Source organism: Alicyclobacillus sp. CIJ1 (assembly GCF_057538885.1).
Genome location: NZ_BAAJPH010000119.1, coordinates 1 through 17,469, shown reverse-complemented (window position 1 = coordinate 17,469; position 17,469 = coordinate 1). Strand labels below are relative to the sequence as shown.

The window sequence follows — 17,469 nt, the reverse complement described above, 5'->3', positions numbered from 1 at the left end:
CATGTTCGACAAGCGCCTCCAAGATCCTGCTTCCCGCCTTCCTGCGGTTCGTGCCGCGTGCGCATCAAGCTCGGCTGAGGGTAAATTCTGCGATGATGCGGCCCACCTCACGCCCCTGCGTGTTGACCACCGCAGGTTCGATGTACGCACCCAGTAAGTCGCGCTCCGCGGCTGAGATGGCGCCGAGATCGGTCAGCGCCTTCACGGCCACGGGGGGAATCGCGCGCGCGTTCCCATCCAGCACCTTGATCACCATCGCGAGGCGGAGTCCCGTGTCGATCACGGCCAAAAATCCTTCCGCGCCACCCTTGGCCACGATGCGGCCGTTGGTCGCGCGCATGAGGTCCGTGTCGAATCGATCCCGGCTTCCGCCCACGAGCTCGGGGTGATGGCCCATGGCGGCTAGAATGCGCTGCATTGCGGCGGCGTGCGGGGCGTGATCGCTGACGAACGAGGCAAACGCGCGCGCCCAGGCCCTGAGCGGCACCGCATGCACCGGAACGCCGCATCCGTCCACGCCGACGCGGATGTCCTCCAGCGGCACGTCCGCGAGTTCGCTCAGCGTGCGAAGGATGGCCTGTTGCAGCGGGTGAGCAAGTTCGGCGTACGTCGATGGATCGGCTCCCGTGGCCCTGCAGTACGCGAGCATGCCGGCGTGCTTGCCGGAGCAGTTGTTGTGAATGGCGGACAGCGCTTCTCCGCGACGCACGATCTCTTCGTACGCCTCTCGGCTGTGCGGGACGTGGATCCCGCAGACGAGGTGCTCAGGCCCAAGACCGATGCTTTGAAGGATTTCGCTCGCCTTTTCGATGTGCATGGGCTCTGAGCTATGCGAGGCACACATCAAGGCCAGGTGGCGGTCGTCAAGCCCAAACGCCTCGAGCGCACCTGACTCGACCACCGGGATCGCTTGAATCGGCTTGCAGGAACTGCGGGCGAACGTGAAGAAGTCGAGATCGCCGTAATGAGCGACGATCTCGCCCTGCGCATTCGCGATGGCTATCGCGCCCGCGTGCCAGCTTTCGTCGACCGGGCCGCGGGTGACACGGACAAATGGTTTCATGTACGGTCTTCCTTTCTCGCGTTGACGCCGGTGTGCAGCAAGAGTGTATCACACGCGACGGAGATGGTCTTTACGGTCGCGGCGGATTCCATCAAGATGAGAGTGGCTGCGAGCTCTGGCATACGAGGGGGAATGGGAGATGACAAGCGTGCAACGCGTCACGCTGGTGGGGCTCGGCGCCATCGGAGCGAGTTATGGAGAGCGGCTGCTCGCGGCGCCGGGTGTGGATCTGAGGGTGCTCGTGGACGAGGCGCGCAAGCGCCGTTACGAACAAGCGGGCGTTCGCGTGAACGGGCGGCGGATCGACTTTCCGCTTTACGTGCCCGCGCATGCCGTAGAACCGGCAGATCTGGTGCTCTTTTGTGTCAAATATGACGATCTCGCCGGGGCCATCGAGGCGGTACGAGGCCACGTAGGCCCCAACACGATTTTCATGTCGCTGTTGAACGGAATTGCGAGCGAGGAGGATATCCAGGCGGCGTTCCCTCACCACGTCGTCCTCCACGCCATCAGCGTCGCCATCGACGCGGTGCGCGAGGGGCGCGACGTCACATATTCGACACTGGGCTACATCTCCTTTGGAGACGCTACGGGGCGCCATGCCGACGCCGTGCGCGCGGTCTGCGACGTGTTCAATCGCGCAGGAATCGCCTATGAGACGCCCGATGATATTCTGCGTACGGTCTGGTGGAAATTTATGATCAACGTGGGGGTAAACCAGGCGTCCGCGGTGCTGCGCGCGCCGTATGGGGTGTTTCAGCAGTCGGAGGACGCGCGCGAGGTGATGCGCATGGCGATGCGCGAAGTCGTGGCGATTGCGCAGAAGCGAGGCATCTCACTCACGGAAGACGACGTGCGGGGCTTCGACGACATTCTGAACGCCATGTCGCCAAGCGGCAAGACGTCCATGCTTCAGGACGTCGAAGCCGGCCGGCCGACCGAAGTGGAGCAGTTCGCGGCCAAGGTGGTCGAACTCGGCGAGCAACTGGGCGTGCCGACGCCCATCAACCGCCTGTTGTATCACGCCATCCGCACCCTCGCGCCGCACGAGACCATGCGTCCCGTAAGCGTCTAGGGATGGCGGCGGATGCTACAGGCGTCACCGCCGAGCATCCGCGCCGAAAATCCGCTTGTCACCGGAGTTGGTAGTCCTCCGGCGTCTTCAGCGTGCCGTCGAGTGCCTGCTCGATATCCATTCGGATGGCATCATCGATCCCGGACATGCGGTTGCGGTAAAACTTCCGGCCGACGGCGTAGATCTCCTGGCGCAACGCCTCGTCATCCGGATGATTGGGAAATTCTTTCAATAGGCGATAGTATCTGGTTTCCACGGAGTCCTGCCTTCGGATGTAAAGATACAGGTAATAGCATCCGCCGAGCACAATGACGGCGGAGATCAGCCAGTACACGAACTTCATCGTTACACGCCTCCTGAACGCACGACATCACGCTCTCTTCAATAAGTTTACCTCGTCTCACGTCGTGCGATCCCGCCCAGGCGAGGAAGTTCGCACAACCGACACAGTCACGTGGACAGGGGCGCGGAGGTGATGGTGACGAGGGTGCCGATGTGCGTATACGCAAACACCTTCGCGGCAGCCGCGTAGGGAAGTTCCACGCAGCCAAGGCTCTGCGGGAAGCCGTACTTCTGGCGGATGAACCCGTGTACCGCACATCCCTGGTCAAAGTAACTCACGTAGGGCACGCCGGGATCGTCGTACGGCTTGCCGTTCGGATCTTTGCCCTTCATCTCCTGAGAAGCGTACTGTACATACACCCCGTAGGTCCCGTATGGCGTAGGCGCCTGGGGAATGCCCGTGTTGCACAGCGATGTCAGGGCGAGTTTGCCGTTGACCCAGAGTTCCAGCTTCTCAGGCAATGAGGTGGAGACGAGGATATAGCTGTAGGGCTCCGCAGGGGCCGTCTCGCCGGCTGCCAGCGCTTCGGACAGCGCGTGGATCACATCCGGCCCTGCAATTCCATCGACCCCGAGGTGATGCTCGGCTTCAAAGGCCATCACCGCGCCTTCGGTGATGGGCGTGTCTTCGTCGGACGACCAGAGGGAGACCCACGCGTTCGGCTGGTGATACCAAAGTTTCCAAGTTCCTTGTAAGGGTTTGAAGGTTTGCGCGCGAGCGCTGGCGGACAGGGCGAGCCGCGCGGCCTGGTTGGACTTTGGCGAGGACGGCGAGAACGTCGCAGGCAGGTACCCTAACATCGCGAGAGATTCGTTGAGCCACATGGCCTTCGGGCCGACATCGCCTACGCCAATGACTACGCCCTGTTTCGTTGGGGTCGAAGGCTTGGCCCCATGTCCAGATGTGGCGGGTCCGTGCTTGCCGTTGGAGGGGGGCGGAACGTCCTTCTGCGCGAGGTTCTGAAGGCTCTTCCAATCCTGCTGCAGCGAACTCCACGAGGACGGCGGGACGTTCGGCGATGGGAGTGTGGGTTCAACGCTCGTCGCGCCGAGCGAAAAGGGCAGTGGACTCAGCCACACGCAAAACGCCAACACCCAAGCGATCCAACGAATCCACCGTGTGCGCATGACCATCTCTCCGTCTTCTTCCGGCGAACACCTGGGCACAACCCACTGTCGTCGACAGAATCTTCTTCCATCCATATATACTCTACCGATTGCCAGCGTCACAAGCTGTCGAACGCTGTAATCGGACTGCGATCATGGTGTATGCGGCTCAACCGACAACATGCCTTTTGCACGCAGCCTTCACGAAATCTTCACGCGATCGCGCCTTGTCATGCGCTCCAACGAGAAGACGATCGAGGACCAGTCCCGGTGACGCGGACCAGGCGCCTTTCATCGGCCGAATGTTTGATGTTGATCACTTCTGTTCCATGGTATAATCGGGAATACCAAGTTTGTGCGGAATGCGGGGGCCTAGTGTGTTGCGCGCATTCACGACGTTCGCGAGAAGCGTGTTGACCATCGTGACCGCAGGGATCTTGTTCGCGTTCAGTTTCGAATTGGTCGGCATCGTGGCGTTCCGCTATCTGTATATCCCGCACGGCGCCATGGGACATGACATCGCGCTTGTTCTTCATGTGCTTTTGTCCGCTGTGCTGGCCGCTTGGATGTACCGTCAATTTTTCCACGACCATCTTTGGCGCGCATAAGAAGGGGCAAGCCGCTAGGCTTGCCCCTTTTTCAGGCGGTTTCACGATACCTTGACCACGAGCTTGCCCGTATTGATGCCTGTGAACAGGCCAAGGAATGCCTCGATGGTCCGGTCGAAGCCTTCGATCACGGTTTCGCGCGATTTCAACCGGCCTTCGTTGAACCAGGTCTGGAGCTTTTGGAGTCCTTCCGGGAAGCGAGGGGCGTAGTCGCCGACAATGAACCCTTGCATCTTCGCTTTCCGTGTCAGAAGCAGCGGGCCCGGGCGGGGGCCGACGTCCGGCTTGTCGAGGTTGTAGAGCGCAATCTGTCCGCACAAGGAAATGCGCGCGAAGTCGTTGATGCGTTTCAGCACCTCGTCCGAGACTGTGCCTCCGACGTTGTCAAAATACACGTCAACGCCGTCTGGACAAGCCTGTTTCAGGTCCTCTGCGAACGTGGGCGACTTGTAATTGACCGCTGCGTCGAAGCCGAGTTCCTCGGTCAAAAAGCGGACTTTCTCGTCGGACCCGGCAATTCCGACCGCGCGGCATCCCAAGATCTTCGCGATTTGGCCTACCACCATGCCGACCGCGCCAGCAGCTCCGGACACGACGACGGTTTCACCCGGCTTCGGGTCACACACGTCAATGAGGCCAAAGTAGGCGGTCAGACCGGTCATGCCCAGGAGTCCGAGCGCCAGCGTCAGGGGTTCGGGCGGCGGATCGAGCTTCTGAACCTTGGCGCCAGGCACAACGGCGTGCGTCTGCCAGCCCGTCTGGGTGAGAACGACGTCTCCCGGGTGAAGATGTTCGGCCTTGGATTCGACGATTTCGCACACGGCGCCGCCCGTGATGGGCTCATTGAGGCGATAGGGAGGCACGTACGACTTCACGTCGTTCATGCGCCCGCGCATGTACGGATCCACTGACAAATACAACGTTTTGACAAGCACTTGGCCCTCATCTAGCGGCGGGAGTTCGACCGTCTCAAATCGAAAACAGTCGAGCGTAGGCGTGCCCTGAGGCCGCTTGGCGAGCACGATGCGCTTGGCGGTGACAGTCATGGGAGCACCTCCGTCCAATTCGACACACCAACCATTGGGGCACAATACGGATGCCCGGACCTCAGTATACACCATGCACAGAGCGGAGGCGAAAGCTGGTGGCATCGCCCGCAGTCGAACTGAAGAACGTCGGCTTCGAAACAGGCGGCCTGTGGCTGCTTCGCGAGGTATCGGCCGAGGTGGACGTCGGAAAAACCGTCGCCATCATCGGTCCGTCGGGCGCTGGGAAGAGCACGCTCATTTCGCTGATCAACCTGATGCGCACGCCGACCGAGGGCGAAATTTGGGTGCTCGGGCGGGAAGTGCGCGCGTGGCCGGTGCGCGAACTGCGGCAGCGGGTGGGCATGGTGTTTCAGTCACCCGTCATCTTTCCAGGCAGCGTGCGGGACAACGTGCTGTTCGGGCTTGAGCTCCATCGCCGCCCTCCCCGGGATGTTGCGGAACTCCTCCACATGGTGGATCTTCCTGCCCATCTCGCGGACCAGGCCGCGGAAGACCTCTCGGGCGGCCAGAAGAGCCGCGTCGCGCTTGCGCGCACGCTCGCCATGCAGCCCGACATCCTGTTGCTCGATGAGGTGACCGCAGCGCTCGACGTACACGCGAAGCGCGAGGTGGAATCGACGCTCCTTCGCTTAAAGCGGGAGCTAGGCAAGACCATGCTGTGGGTCACGCACGATCTCGACCAGGCCCGCCGCGTGGCGGACGAGGTGTGGTTCGTCGCCGGCGGAAGGCTCGTGGAGCGCGGATCGCCAGATCAGCTCTTCAGTGAGCCGCAAAGCGAAGCGCTGAGGGCGTTTTTGGCAGAGGGCGGCGAGGTGAGGTCATGAGTTACGTATCGCTCTCGTTCACTGTATTGTTTGTGGCGCTTTCCATCGCGCTGTCGCTGTGGCTTCGCCTCGGCGTGGCGCGCGACATCGTGATAGCCGCGGTGCGCGCCGCGGTGCAACTCATTGTCATTGGCTACATCCTGAAATTCGTGTTTGCATCCCACCGGCTGATCTTCATCCTCCTCATGGTCGCCCTCATCATCGCGGTCGCCGCCTGGAACGCGCGCGGGCGAGCCAAGGGCATCCCGGGCGCTTTCTGGCGAATTGCGTTCGGGCTCGTCGTCACGGAAATCCTCACCCAGGCGGTGCTCGTGGGCTTCGGCGTGATCCCGTTCCAGGCGCGCTACGTCATCACGACGTCCGGGATGATTGTCGGGAACTCCATGGTCGCGGCGGGCCTCTTGATGAATCGGCTGCGGCGCGAGGTGGAGAGCGGCCGCGGCGAGATCATGGCCATTCTGGCGCTCGGCGGAACGCCCCGGCAGGCGATGTACCCGCGGCTCGTGCAGGCCATCCGCGCCGGCATGATCCCGACCATCGACTCCACGAAGACAACCGGACTCGTGCAGCTGCCCGGCATGATGACCGGCCAGATCATCGCGGGCCAGGATCCCGTGCAGGCGGTCAGGTACCAACTCATGATTTTGTTCTGCATCCTGGCGGGATCGGCCGTGACAAGCATTGTGATTGGGTTTCTGACGTACCCGACGCTGTTCAACCGGTATCAGCAACTGCGGGAGGACGTGTTGACGTGAAGCTCGGCATCGTGGGCGCGGCGGTTGCGGGGCTCGGCGCCGCTCTAGCTTGCTCCCGCGCGGGCGTCGCGTATGACCTGCTCGATCGCGCCACACAGCCGCTCGAGGGCGGGGTGGCGTTGACGCTGTGGCCGAACGCGCTTCGGGCTCTGCGCGATCTCGGCGTGGACGTGCGCGGCGCGGGGTGGGCGCCAATCGAGGAGGGCGACATTGCCGACATGCGCGGGCGCGCGCTGTATCGGCTCCCGCTCTCGTGGATGGAGGCGCGGTTTGGCTTTTTGCCCGTGTGCGTGCGCCGCTCAGATCTGCTTCGGCAGATGCACAGTGCGGCGGGGAGCCCGCGCATCGAGCGGTGCGAGGTGCGCCGCCTCTCGGTATCTGCGGGGCGGGTGGACGTGGACACGGATGCGGGGATCCGGTCCTACGACGGCCTGCTTCTCGCGGATGGCATTCGGGGCACCGCGCGGCAATCGCTCGTACAGGCGCGCACGCGCCCGACCCACTACGTGGCCTGGCGCGGCATCGCGCACGGCGTGGATGTTGGGCGCAGGATGCGGGAGATCTGGGGGCGCGGCTTTCGGTTTGGTTACGCCGCGATGGGCGCGGGGGACGTGTACTGGTTTTCGACCGTCAATCGCAGACGACTGGGGCGCGCGGGCGGTGCGCCCGAGGCGTGGCGCATCCTCACCGCTCTTGCCGCTGAAAGCCCGCCGGAGGTGGCGAGGTTGATGGCGGCTACGCCGACGGAGGGGGTCTACGCGCACGCTATCGACGATCTCGCCCCCGGCCTGCCCCTCGCCGTGGGCCGGATTGCCCTTCTCGGGGACACCGCGCACGCCATCACACCAAACCTGGGGTTTGGGGGCGGGCTTGCGCTCGAGGACGGCGCTGCGCTCATGCGGGCGCTTGTCGCCCACCGGGTGGCGGAGGAGCCTGGCGCGCTGGCGGCGGCGTTTCAGGCTTACGCTGAAGTGCGGAGACGGCGCGTAGCGCGGATGGCGCAGGTCACCCGCTGGCTCGGCGATGTCATGCAGTGGGAAGGGAAGGCCGCGTACGCGCGGGACACCCTGTTTCGCTGGATGGCGCCGCTCGGCGACAGGCTGGTGTGGACGTGGATGTTGGGCGGGTGACGCGTCACGGGCCCGGCGGCCGAGGCCTCCGCTGTTCGGCAGCCGAAGTAGATTCGGAGCGCCGCCCGCACATCACGGTATCGGCAGCCGGCGCTTTATGTTAACCTAGGATCATCATGAGGTTGACGATGGGAGCGATGGCCGTGATCGATCTGCGCGTGTATCCCAGCCGATGGGCGTCTCTCGCCCAGCGCGTCCTCGACGGTCGAGCCGTGACGCGTCAAGAAGCCCTCGACATTCTGCGTTCGAGCGACGACGAACTCCTTGATCTGCTCTCCGCCGCCTTCCTCATCCGCAGGCGGTACTTCGGCAAGAAGGTCAAGCTCAACATGATCATCAACGCCAAGTCGAAGATGTGCCCCGAGGACTGCGCGTACTGCTCCCAGTCCGCCATCTCCAAGGCCGCGGTATCCAAGTATCCGCTGGTCTCGAAAGAGGACATCCTCGCTGGCGCGCGCGAAGCCGAGCGCCGCAAGGCCGGCACGTATTGCATTGTCATCAGCGGCAGGCGGCCGTCGGATCGGGAGGTTGAGCGCATCGCCGAGGCCGTGGAGGAAATCCGCGCCACCACGAGACTCAAGATCTGCTGCTGCCTTGGGCTCCTGACACCCGATCAGGCGGAGAGGCTCGCTCAAGCCGGCGTGCACCGGTACAACCACAACTTGAACACGAGCCGAGATCGATATGCCGACATCTGCACCACCCACACCTATGACGATCGCGCCCAGACCCTGGAGCGCGTGAAAGAGGCGGGCATCTCGCCGTGTTCCGGCGTCATCTTTGGCATGGGCGAATCGGATGAAGAAGCGGTGGACATGGCGTTTGCCTTGAAGGAGTTGGACGCTGACTCCATCCCGTGCAACTTCCTGAATCCCATCCCGGGCACGCCGCTCGAAGGCATGGAGACCCTGAACCCGCGGCGGTGCCTGAAGCTTCTCTGCATGATGCGCTTCGTGAATCCGTCGAAGGAGATCCGCATCGCGGGCGGGCGCGAGCGCAACCTGCGCAGCCTGCAGGTGCTTGGCCTGTACCCGGCCAACTCCATCTTCGTCGGGGACTACCTGACGACGCCCGGACAGGCGCCGACGGAGGACTGGGCGATGATTGAAGACCTCGGGTTTGAGATTGAAGAATGCGCGTTGTGAGGATGCTGATCTGAACATGGATGCAGCGGGCGAGCCGAACAGACGGGGAAGGGGCGGGTGCACGAGCGACGGGCGCGACGCGAGGCGCCCGGCCCAATTCCACGCGTCCTACCTATGGAAGAGGACTGCGAAGTCATGCCCTATGATCGGCGCCGTTCCTCACTGAGGACGAATGCTCAATGCTTCATTGGATAGTGGGGAACCGCGAAGTCCTGAAGGATTTGTAAGTTTCGGATCTGTCCAAGGCCATTTCGATAGGTTGCGAACACCACCGCGTTTCCATCGGTGAAATCTGGGCTAGAAAGCCATGCGTTGATGACTCTCACCTGAAAGGGCAGTTTCGATTGGTTTACCAATAGGATAAGGTCATGTTTGAACACTTTCTCAGTCAAGCGCGGATCGCTTAGATACGGTGCCAAATACTGTGCCCCGGTATTCGAATCATCCACCGTTACGAGGGGAAGCTGTCGAAAGCTTTGCGCCTCTGCACGAACCATGTCTTGCTTCAACACCCTGGATACATAGGCATCCTGTTGGCTTGCGATATAGAGATACAAGCATGCTAAAATGAAGACAACCAAGAGAATGAGGAATATTACAAAAGAAATTCGCTTGATTCGCATTCTACATGACTCCCTCGCCGATGATGAGCTCGACCACGGGCGCCTCGATGTGGATAACGTGATGACGGCTTTCCGCATCTCGCACCGGTTCATTTTGAATCTACGTTTGCGATCCTACATGGATTCAAAACGCACGAGATACGCAAAGGCTACTCTTACAATTCCTCTTTGTCCGTCTCGTGCATCTTTAAGCGCGCGAATCCCAACTCCAAACGGACGAATCGTACAAGGCCCAGGACGGATACTCCTGGCCACCCAGGAAGTGAAGCATGTACAGCTGTCCCAGCTTCTCATATCGCTCCCCTGCGGTTTCAGCTAGCCGGTATAGGCTCGCCGCCTGCGCGAGATCCGCCACGGTGCGCAGAACCGACTTCGATTGCCATTCCGCCTCGGGGCGGGGGAGCGCGCGAAGGGCCGCAACCTCCTGGCGCACGCGGGACACCACGACTCGTCCGCCTGGCACACTGCGGCGCACCAGAGGTGCCGCGATGCGGTCGATCACGTCGTCCACACTGCCGAGCTTCATCAGCGTCTCCAGGAAATCCAGCGCCTGAATGTTGCTCGGCCCTTCCCAAATCGGCGTGATCAGGGCTTCGCGGTGCCAGCGGGCGATGGCGTACTCCTCGAGAAAGCCGAGGCCGCCAAACAGCTCCATGGCCATCGCGGTGAGGTGAGCCGCGTGATCCGCCGTGCGCGTTTTGGCCAGATGGGTGTACAGCCGCGCAAGATGGTACTTCGGGCTGTACGGCGGGCGCTCCTGCCACGCCTGATCAAACAGGTCGATGGCCTGAAACGTGAGCGCGAGCCCGCCGGCGTGGCGGACGGCGAAGTCGGTGAGATCGCGCCGGATGAGGGCGTGATCGCGCAGAGCATGGCCGAAGCTGCGGCGGTGGCGGACGCGCTGCATGACTTCGAGCAGGGCCTTCTGCACGATGCCCATGGCGCCTGCCGCATTGGCCAGCCGGGAGACGGTCAGGTTTTCGAGCGTGTAATAAATGCCGAGATGTTTGTCGCCGATGAGAAAGGCCTCGGTGTCGGCGAATTCCACTTCGCCGGAGGGCACGGCGCGCGTGGCGCTCTTGTCTTTGAGTCGGCGCACGTGGAAATTGAGGTTCCCATCCTTGCGCAGCCGCGGCACGAGAAAGAGGGCGAGCCCTTTGGGGCCGCTCGGCGCGCCCTCGGGCCTGGCCGTCGCGATGGCGTAGTCGGTGAGGCCAGCCCCGCTCGCGAAGTACTTGTCTCCCGAGAGTCGCCATACCTCGCCGTCGAAGCGGGCCGTGGTCTGATTGGCGCCGAGATCGCTCCCGCCCTGGACTTCGGTCATCCATGTGGCGCCAAACGCACGGCCGGAGAGGAGCGCTTCCTTCCACTCCGCGAATTCCGGCGCATACTTGTGAATCGCATACGCCACCTGGTTCGTGATAGTCAGGACGCAATACAGGCCGGGATCGCCGATGAGGTAGCCGTACGCGAAATGGTGATGCCAGGAGTCGCCTTCGTAGGGCGGGCGGTTGATGAAGGCAAGCGCTTTCAGCAAGGCGAGGTGGGAGGGGGAGAGGCGGGCGCGGTCGATCCGCTTGCCGTCGAGATTGTGCTGGACGAGGACGGGTGGGGCGTCGTGATCGACGTGGTACACCGTCTCGTACACTTCGCGGCCGGCGATGGCGCCGAAACGGGTGAGATCGGCCTCGTGCGCCTCGAACTGCGGCCAGAAGTGGCGCAGTATGTCCTGGAGTACAATATCCTGCGAGAAGTGGTTGGTGCCGTAGGCGTACGACAGCGCGCGCATCAATCGTCACACCCTTTCTGATGAGCCTGTCTCAACTTTTCGTCCAGCGCTTGTTGGAGGCGGCTCCGCATCGCGACGAGCTCGTCGCGAAGGGCCTTCAGTTCGGAGATCTGGAGTTCCACTTGGCACAGTTTTTCGTCGCCTCGCCGAATGACTTCGCGCAGCTGCGTGATTTCGGTCGGATCGGCGTCGTACAGGTCCAGCATCTCGGCGATCTCGGGCAGGCTGAATCCCAGTCGGCGCCCGCGCAGGATGAGTTGCAGGCGGACGCGATCCCGCTCGCTGTAGAGGCGCTTTGCGCCTCGGCGCACGGGATTCAGCAGGCCCACGTCCTCGTAGTGGCGCAGGGTGCGCGGCGTGATGTCGAACATGTCGGCGAGATCTCGAATGGTGTAGTAGCGGCGCATGAGCATGCACCTCGCCGCGAGATGGCGCGAATTTGGGCTTAATATACTGAAAAATTACGTGAGCGTCAATGCGCAACTTGTCATGATGTCATCATAATGTTGACAATTATGATTGGTTTAATAAGATAAGACCATCGCCAGATGCAACGCATGAAACTTCAATCAGGGGGGAGTGGACGCATGCCGGCGACTGTCAAGTTGGACATTCAGCATCCGCCCCAGTGGGTGGAACACGTCCTTCGGGCACTGGAGGGCATGTCGCACGGGTCCGTCGAGATCGTCGTTCATCAAGGGCAGGTGGTCCAGATCAATCGCCTGGAGAAATGGAGGTTCTCGTCGTAACCGCGAGGGACGCGGAACAAAAGCACCATGGATTCGCGTCTGGGTCCAGGGTCGACCAGTCATCTGGAGACTCGCACAGGGAAAGTTGTGCCTGGCGGGTCTCCTTTATGTTTTGGAGGTGCATGAAGCACATGAGAAAGCCGTGGCAGAAGGCGGTAGGTGTGAGCGCGATGGTGGGCGCCGTGCTGGGAGGTTTGGTCAGCGGATGCGGATCGCCCAATTCCTCGCAGGAGTCGAGCGCAGCGAGCGCGTCGGTCAAATCCGCGGACGTCAAAGGGAAGGTGGTCACGCTCTATTTCGGGTCCTACAGTGTCACACAGCAGATCTACGAGCAAAAGTTGTTTCCGATGTTTCAGAAGTATTGGAAGCAGAAGACGGGTCAAACGGTGCGGTTTCAAGCGTCCTTTGATGCTTCCGGGGCCGAGGCGACGGCGATTGCAAACGGACTGCCGGTCGACGTGGCAGCACTTTCGCTGGAGTCCGACATTGACAAAATCCAAAAGGCCGGGCTCATCACGCACAATTGGAAGGACACGCCGACGCACGGGATGGTCACGGATTCCATCGTCGCGATTGCGGTGCGCAAGGGCAATCCGAAGCACATCGAGACGTGGGCGGACCTCGCCAAGCCTGGCGTGATTGTGGACCTTCCGAATCCGGCGACATCGGGAGGAGCCAAATGGGATATCAACGCCATCTATTACGCCACCCTGCGCCATGGTTCGGCCAGTGAAGCAAAATCCCTGCTTGCCGCCATTGTGAAGAACGTGCAGGTGCTCGATAAGTCGGGAGAGGCCTCCATGACGACGTTCGTCAATGGCGTCGGCGACGCGTGCGTGAGCTATGAAAACGAGATTCTCGAAAAGAGCAATCATCTCAAGACGTTCGACGAAGTAATTCCTTCGTCCACCATGCTCATCGAGAACCCCATTGCGCTGGTGGATAAAAATGCGGATGCGCACGGGGATCGCCAGGTGGCGCAGGCTTTCATCAACTGGCTCGAGGGGCCAGACGCGCAGCGCGTATTCATGCAGTACGGTTTCCGCCCAGTCAATCCTTCCTTGAAGGCCGAGGCGGAGAAGCAGTTCAAGACGCCTGCGGACCTCTTCACAGCGGCGGACGTGGGAGGCTGGTCCAGCATCAACAAAACGCTCTATGGACAAAACGGCATTTGGAATCAAGTGTTGGAGGGGCGCTGATGCGTTTCGGGCGAATGGCGCTTGATTCCCTCATTTCGGGCGCGCTCATCCTCATCTTCGTCCTGCCGCTTGGCGCAGTCCTTCAACAGGCGTTTTCCGGTGGCTGGTCTTCCTTCGTGCAGGCCGTGATGAGTCCTATCGCGATTCGGGCGTTTGAACTCACCCTGGCGATCTCGTTCGTCACGGCGATCCTCAACACGGCGATGGGGCTTCTCATCGCCGTCGTTTTGGAACGGTGGCGGCCAGTAGGTTCGGGCGCGCTGGACGCCGTGATCGATTTGCCGCTCGCCATTCCCACCACCGTATCGGGACTCATGCTCGTCCTTCTGTACGGGCCGGTATCGCCCGTGGGCAGGTGGCTCACCGAACACGGGGTTGCGGTGGTCTACACGCGGCTTGGGATCCTCTTTGCCCTCCTGTTTGTCACGGTGCCGTACGCCGTTCGAGCTTTGCAGCCCGCCATGCAGGCGCTGGATGTGCGTCAGGAAGAAGCGGCTTGGGTTCTCGGCGCGTCTGGACGTCGGGTTTGGCTGAAGGTCATCGTCCCGGCGCTTCGCCACGCGCTTGGCAGTGCGCTGATCCTCACCTTCACGCGCGCCATGATTGAATTTGGGTCGGTGGTCATCGTGTCGGGCAACAAGCCCATGCAGACCGAGGTGGCGTCGGTATACATTTATGGACTCCTCGAGAACTACGACCAGCGTGGCGCGGCCGCCGCAGCGGTGGTTCTCATGTTCTTGTGTGCCCTCGCCTTTGTCCTTGAGGCCCGCCTTCTGGCACTTCTCGGGAGACGAAAGGCCGTGCGATGGGCTGCAGCTGAGGGAGGGACCCGTCATGTCTAAGGTTTGGACGGTTGTCGGGACTTCGATAGCGTATGCGTGGCTGTTGCTCCTCGTGGGGGTTCCGTTCGCCGCGGTCCTCGTAGGCGCCTTGGCCGGAGGCTGGGGCCCATTTTGGCAGAGCGTGACCTCGCAGGAGGCGCTCTTCGCGCTTCGAATGACAGGTGAAATCACCGGGGTGACGCTGCTCGTCAACCTGGTGCTCGGCCTTCCCATGGCGTTTTGGATTGCCAGACGCGCACCAGGTTGGCGGATGGTGCAGTGGCTGGTGGAACTGCCGCTGTCCGTATCTCCGGTCGTCGCGGGGTTGGCACTCATCGTCGTGTATGGGCCGAACGCGCTCGTCGGGGCATTCCTGTTGCACATCCATGTGAAGGTTGCATTCGCCTTTCCGGGTATGGTGCTCGCGACCATCTTCGTGACGCTTCCCTTCATCGTGCATGAAACCGTGCCAGCCATTCGCGCCATCGGCGATACGCAAGAACAGGCTGCGTACGTGCTCGGCGCATCGCCGTGGCGGACGTTGTGGCGCGTGTGGCTGCCCCAATTGAAGTGGAGCATCTTGTACGGATTGGCCCTCACCACGGCCCGTTCGTTGGGTGAATTTGGGGCGGTGCTCGTGGTGTCTGGCAGCATCGTCATGGTGACCGAGACCGCGACGCTGTTCGTGTATCAGGCGTCCGTCAACAACGAAATGCAGGCTGCCTATGCGGTGTCCGCCCTTTTGGCGCTGGCCTCGTTTGCACTCATCCTGCTGTTGCAATTCCTGAAGCGTGCAGGGGGGAGGAACCTGCGTGACCATTGAGTTCGTCGGCGTTGAAAAGATCTACCCAGGCGGCGCGCGATCCGTCCGAGGGGTCTCCTTCCAAATTCGCGAGGGAGAGATGGTGGGACTGCTGGGTCCGAGCGGAAGCGGAAAGACCACCATCCTGCGCATCATCGCGGGACTCGAACGTCCAACCAAGGGCGATGTGTGGATTGGGGGCAAGCGGGTCACGGATCTGCCCCCTCAAAAGCGAAATGTGGGGCTCGTGTTTCAGAACTACGCGCTGTTTCAGCACATGACGGTTTATGACAACGTATCCTTTGGCCTCAGGGAAAAACGGGTTCCGAAGGACGAGATGGACGCGCGCGTGAGGGAACTCCTGCGGTTCATGCGGCTGGAGCCCTACGCGAATCGCTTTCCGCACGAGCTCTCGGGAGGGCAGCAGCAGCGCGTGGCATTGGCGCGCGCATTGGCTCCTCGCCCGCAGGTGCTCCTCTTTGACGAACCCTTCGCCGCTATTGACACCCAGATTCGGCGTGAACTGAGGACGTTTGTGCGCCAGGTCCACGATGAAATGGGCGTGACGAGCGTGTTTGTCACCCACGATCAGGAGGAGGCGCTGGAAGTGGCGGACCGGGTGCTCGTCCTGCACGAGGGGAACGTCGAACAGCTCGGGACGCCGGAAGAGGTTTATGAAAAGCCTGAGACGCTTTTCGTGGCCTCCTTTATCGGGGAATCCAACGTCTGGACGCGCGCCGTGCAAAACGGCCGAATCGAGGTGGCGGGCGCGTCTCTGCCCGTCGATCCCGCCGTGTCCGAGGGCTCCGAGGTGGCCGTGGTGGTGCGCCCCAAGGATGTCGAGCTTCAGTCTGCGAGCGAACGCGAAGCGCACGCGCAGGTGGTGCGATCCGCCTTCAAAGGCTCGTACAGCGCGTGCTGGATTCGCACGAAGGATGGCGAAGTGTGGGAGGTTCACGTCCCGAGTGCGGATCGCCATCGCTGGTCCCCGGGCGCGTGGGTGCACATGAACGTGACGAGGTGGTTTATCTTTCCGCGCTGAGCTTCCAGGCTTCCAAGTGTCAGGCGAGATCGGCAGGTCGCTCTCAGGGCCGCGTTGACCCTGCACCTGGCACCGAGGCGATTACACCATGCCTGCGGCTTCCTGGAGCTCCATGGCGTGCATCAGATTGGCGAAGATTTGCACCGTGGTGACGGCGCCCACGCCGCCGGGCGTTGGCGTGTAGGCCTTCGTCTTCGCCGCGGCTTCCGGCGCGAGATCGCCCTGCACGTCTCCGTTTTCCCCTTGCGAGATGCCCACATCGACGACAGTCAGGCCCTCGTGCACCATGTCAGGGCCGAGCAGGCCGCCTTTTCCCACCGCGACGATGGCAATTTCGCTGTCGCGCAAATGGGCGCGGACATCGCGCGTGTGCTCGTGGCAAGCGGCCACGGTCGCGCCTTCGGCGATGAGCAGGTGCAGGAGCGGCATGCCGACGGTCTGACCGCAGCCGACGAGCGTGACGTCGGCACCCTTGAGCTCGTAGCCATAGTGTTTGAGCAGGCGGATGCACGCGAGCGGCGTCGCGGGGTAGAGTGCGGCTTCCGGCGTCGGCTTGGCGAACGAGTGGCACGGCGACAGTCCGTCCACATCCTTCAAGGCGTGAATCGCGCCCACCACGCGCTGCACGTCGACCGAAGGCGCGAGCGGCATCTCAATCATGATGCCGTGGACGGACGGATCGTCGTTCAGCGCCTGAATTTCGCGCACAATCGTCTCCGTCTCGCTCTGTTGCGGCAGCTCGATCACGTCGCACTGGATGCCGAGTCGCTCCGCGATGCGCTTCTTTTGGTTGGCGTACACGCTCGCGGCGTGATCGTCATTGGCGAGCAGGGTCACGAGTTTCGGCTGCACGCCGCGCGACTTCCAGGTCTCCACGGTCTTCCTGACATCGTGGGACAACGCTTTGGCGACGGGACGGCCAAGCAACGGTTTCGGCATGGCGGACAACCTCCTGGGATTAGAATGGGTAACGAGCGGGTCGGTTAGCCGGCGTTGGCCTCTCGCGAAAATGCAAACGACCGCCTGGGTGCGTCGGGCCCAGGCGGTCGGCAGATATCGCTGTGCTCCCTCGTGGTGCTCCACGCTAAGCCGCCAGTCGCACAGCGGAACATCTTCGATTGTGAAGGCATGGCAAACAGAACCCACCATTTCGAAAGGTTCCACTGAGAATATAGCAAGCTGGAACACGGCGCGCAAGGGCGCGGGCTTCTTGATTACGTTGACCTCCATCCCGCGGGTCGTCGGTTCCGCGTCGTCCGCGTGGTGGAACAAGCGCAGTCCTGCCGTGGCCGTGATGCGCCGCGCTTCTTCGGTGGCTGCCCTCATGGCTGCCGGCGTCGCCTTGG

Annotated in this window: 19 protein-coding genes and 1 riboswitch; of the genes, 11 read left to right on the top strand and 8 right to left on the bottom strand. The window is 62.1% G+C overall.

Annotation, left to right across the window (positions count from 1 at the left end; genetic code table 11):
* Positions 1 to 64: 64 nt before the first annotated feature.
* Positions 65 to 1,063 carry an asparaginase gene (locus AC27E8_RS10555; RefSeq protein WP_487097712.1) on the bottom strand — a complete coding sequence of 333 codons (999 nt, stop codon included), beginning with the start codon at positions 1,061 to 1,063 and terminating at the stop codon, positions 65 to 67.
* Positions 1,064 to 1,202: 139 nt separating this feature from the next.
* Here AC27E8_RS10555 and AC27E8_RS10550 point away from each other — a divergent pair, with 139 nt between their 5' ends.
* Complete coding sequence (locus tag AC27E8_RS10550) at positions 1,203 to 2,138, top strand: ketopantoate reductase family protein (protein ID WP_487097710.1); 936 nt, start codon at positions 1,203 to 1,205, stop codon at positions 2,136 to 2,138.
* A gap of 58 nt (positions 2,139 to 2,196) precedes the next feature.
* Here AC27E8_RS10550 and AC27E8_RS10545 read toward each other — a convergent pair whose 3' ends face one another.
* Both AC27E8_RS10545 and AC27E8_RS10540 read right to left on the bottom strand, forming a co-directional pair.
* Positions 2,197 to 2,481: a hypothetical protein gene (locus tag AC27E8_RS10545; protein WP_487097709.1), complete on the bottom strand. Its 285-nt coding sequence runs from the start codon at positions 2,479 to 2,481 to the stop codon at positions 2,197 to 2,199.
* Between the two features lie 107 nt (positions 2,482 to 2,588).
* Complete coding sequence (locus AC27E8_RS10540; protein WP_487097707.1) at positions 2,589 to 3,608, bottom strand: L,D-transpeptidase family protein; 1,020 nt, start codon at positions 3,606 to 3,608, stop codon at positions 2,589 to 2,591.
* Between the two features lie 356 nt (positions 3,609 to 3,964).
* On the opposite strand from AC27E8_RS10540, the gene AC27E8_RS10535 reads away from it, so the two are divergent.
* Positions 3,965 to 4,195, top strand: coding sequence for a hypothetical protein (locus AC27E8_RS10535; protein ID WP_487097705.1), 231 nt, complete (start codon positions 3,965 to 3,967; stop codon positions 4,193 to 4,195).
* Positions 4,196 to 4,236: 41 nt separating this feature from the next.
* Here AC27E8_RS10535 and AC27E8_RS10530 read toward each other — a convergent pair whose 3' ends face one another.
* Positions 4,237 to 5,241, bottom strand: a complete 1,005-nt coding sequence (locus AC27E8_RS10530; protein WP_487097704.1) for an NADP-dependent oxidoreductase — start codon at positions 5,239 to 5,241, stop codon at positions 4,237 to 4,239.
* Between the two features lie 98 nt (positions 5,242 to 5,339).
* Between AC27E8_RS10530 and AC27E8_RS10525 the strand changes: the two genes are divergently transcribed.
* The 4 genes from AC27E8_RS10525 to bioB all read left to right on the top strand — a co-directional run bounded on the left by AC27E8_RS10525 (position 5,340) and on the right by bioB (position 9,098).
* Positions 5,340 to 6,068 carry an ABC transporter ATP-binding protein gene (locus tag AC27E8_RS10525; RefSeq protein WP_487097703.1) on the top strand — a complete coding sequence of 243 codons (729 nt, stop codon included), beginning with the start codon at positions 5,340 to 5,342 and terminating at the stop codon, positions 6,066 to 6,068.
* Positions 6,065 to 6,823, top strand: coding sequence for an ABC transporter permease (locus AC27E8_RS10520; RefSeq protein WP_487097701.1), 759 nt, complete (start codon positions 6,065 to 6,067; stop codon positions 6,821 to 6,823). The genes AC27E8_RS10525 and AC27E8_RS10520 overlap by 4 nt, the downstream gene beginning before the upstream one ends.
* The gene (locus AC27E8_RS10515) at positions 6,820 to 7,953 is read left to right on the top strand and encodes an FAD-dependent monooxygenase (protein ID WP_487097699.1); all 1,134 of its coding nucleotides are present in this window, start codon (positions 6,820 to 6,822) and stop codon (positions 7,951 to 7,953) included. Before AC27E8_RS10520 ends, AC27E8_RS10515 begins: the two co-directional genes overlap by 4 nt.
* 128 nt (positions 7,954 to 8,081) lie before the next feature.
* Positions 8,082 to 9,098 carry a biotin synthase BioB gene (bioB, locus tag AC27E8_RS10510; protein WP_487097698.1) on the top strand — a complete coding sequence of 339 codons (1,017 nt, stop codon included), beginning with the start codon at positions 8,082 to 8,084 and terminating at the stop codon, positions 9,096 to 9,098.
* 176 nt (positions 9,099 to 9,274) lie between these two features.
* Here bioB and AC27E8_RS10505 read toward each other — a convergent pair whose 3' ends face one another.
* The 3 genes from AC27E8_RS10505 to AC27E8_RS10495 all read right to left on the bottom strand — a co-directional run bounded on the left by AC27E8_RS10505 (position 9,275) and on the right by AC27E8_RS10495 (position 11,917).
* The gene (locus AC27E8_RS10505; protein WP_487097696.1) at positions 9,275 to 9,721 is read right to left on the bottom strand and encodes a hypothetical protein; all 447 of its coding nucleotides are present in this window, start codon (positions 9,719 to 9,721) and stop codon (positions 9,275 to 9,277) included.
* Between the two features lie 187 nt (positions 9,722 to 9,908).
* Entirely contained in the window at positions 9,909 to 11,510 is a 1,602-nt protein-coding gene (locus AC27E8_RS10500; protein WP_487097695.1) for an acyl-CoA dehydrogenase family protein, read from the bottom strand.
* Positions 11,510 to 11,917, bottom strand: a complete 408-nt coding sequence (locus tag AC27E8_RS10495; protein WP_487097693.1) for a MerR family transcriptional regulator — start codon at positions 11,915 to 11,917, stop codon at positions 11,510 to 11,512. The genes AC27E8_RS10500 and AC27E8_RS10495 overlap by 1 nt, the downstream gene beginning before the upstream one ends.
* A gap of 180 nt (positions 11,918 to 12,097) precedes the next feature.
* Between AC27E8_RS10495 and AC27E8_RS10490 the strand changes: the two genes are divergently transcribed.
* The 5 genes from AC27E8_RS10490 (at position 12,098) to AC27E8_RS10470 (ending at position 16,123) form a co-directional block, all read left to right on the top strand.
* Entirely contained in the window at positions 12,098 to 12,259 is a 162-nt protein-coding gene (locus tag AC27E8_RS10490) for a YezD family protein (protein ID WP_195867332.1), read from the top strand.
* A gap of 122 nt (positions 12,260 to 12,381) precedes the next feature.
* Positions 12,382 to 13,458, top strand: coding sequence for a sulfate ABC transporter substrate-binding protein (locus tag AC27E8_RS10485; RefSeq protein WP_487111474.1), 1,077 nt, complete (start codon positions 12,382 to 12,384; stop codon positions 13,456 to 13,458).
* The gene (locus tag AC27E8_RS10480) at positions 13,458 to 14,300 is read left to right on the top strand and encodes an ABC transporter permease (protein ID WP_487097689.1); all 843 of its coding nucleotides are present in this window, start codon (positions 13,458 to 13,460) and stop codon (positions 14,298 to 14,300) included. Before AC27E8_RS10485 ends, AC27E8_RS10480 begins: the two co-directional genes overlap by 1 nt.
* Positions 14,293 to 15,102 (top strand): ABC transporter permease subunit, encoded by an 810-nt coding sequence (locus AC27E8_RS10475; protein ID WP_487097688.1) that lies wholly within the window; start codon positions 14,293 to 14,295, stop codon positions 15,100 to 15,102. Before AC27E8_RS10480 ends, AC27E8_RS10475 begins: the two co-directional genes overlap by 8 nt.
* Complete coding sequence (locus tag AC27E8_RS10470; RefSeq protein WP_487097687.1) at positions 15,092 to 16,123, top strand: ABC transporter ATP-binding protein; 1,032 nt, start codon at positions 15,092 to 15,094, stop codon at positions 16,121 to 16,123. The genes AC27E8_RS10475 and AC27E8_RS10470 overlap by 11 nt, the downstream gene beginning before the upstream one ends.
* An 81-nt stretch (positions 16,124 to 16,204) precedes the next feature.
* On the opposite strand, the gene AC27E8_RS10465 is transcribed toward AC27E8_RS10470, so the two are convergent.
* Positions 16,205 to 17,062, bottom strand: a complete 858-nt coding sequence (locus AC27E8_RS10465; protein ID WP_487097685.1) for a bifunctional 5,10-methylenetetrahydrofolate dehydrogenase/5,10-methenyltetrahydrofolate cyclohydrolase — start codon at positions 17,060 to 17,062, stop codon at positions 16,205 to 16,207.
* 90 nt (positions 17,063 to 17,152) lie between these two features.
* Positions 17,153 to 17,233: riboswitch (ZMP/ZTP riboswitch) on the bottom strand.
* Between the last annotated feature and the right edge of the window lie 236 nt (positions 17,234 to 17,469).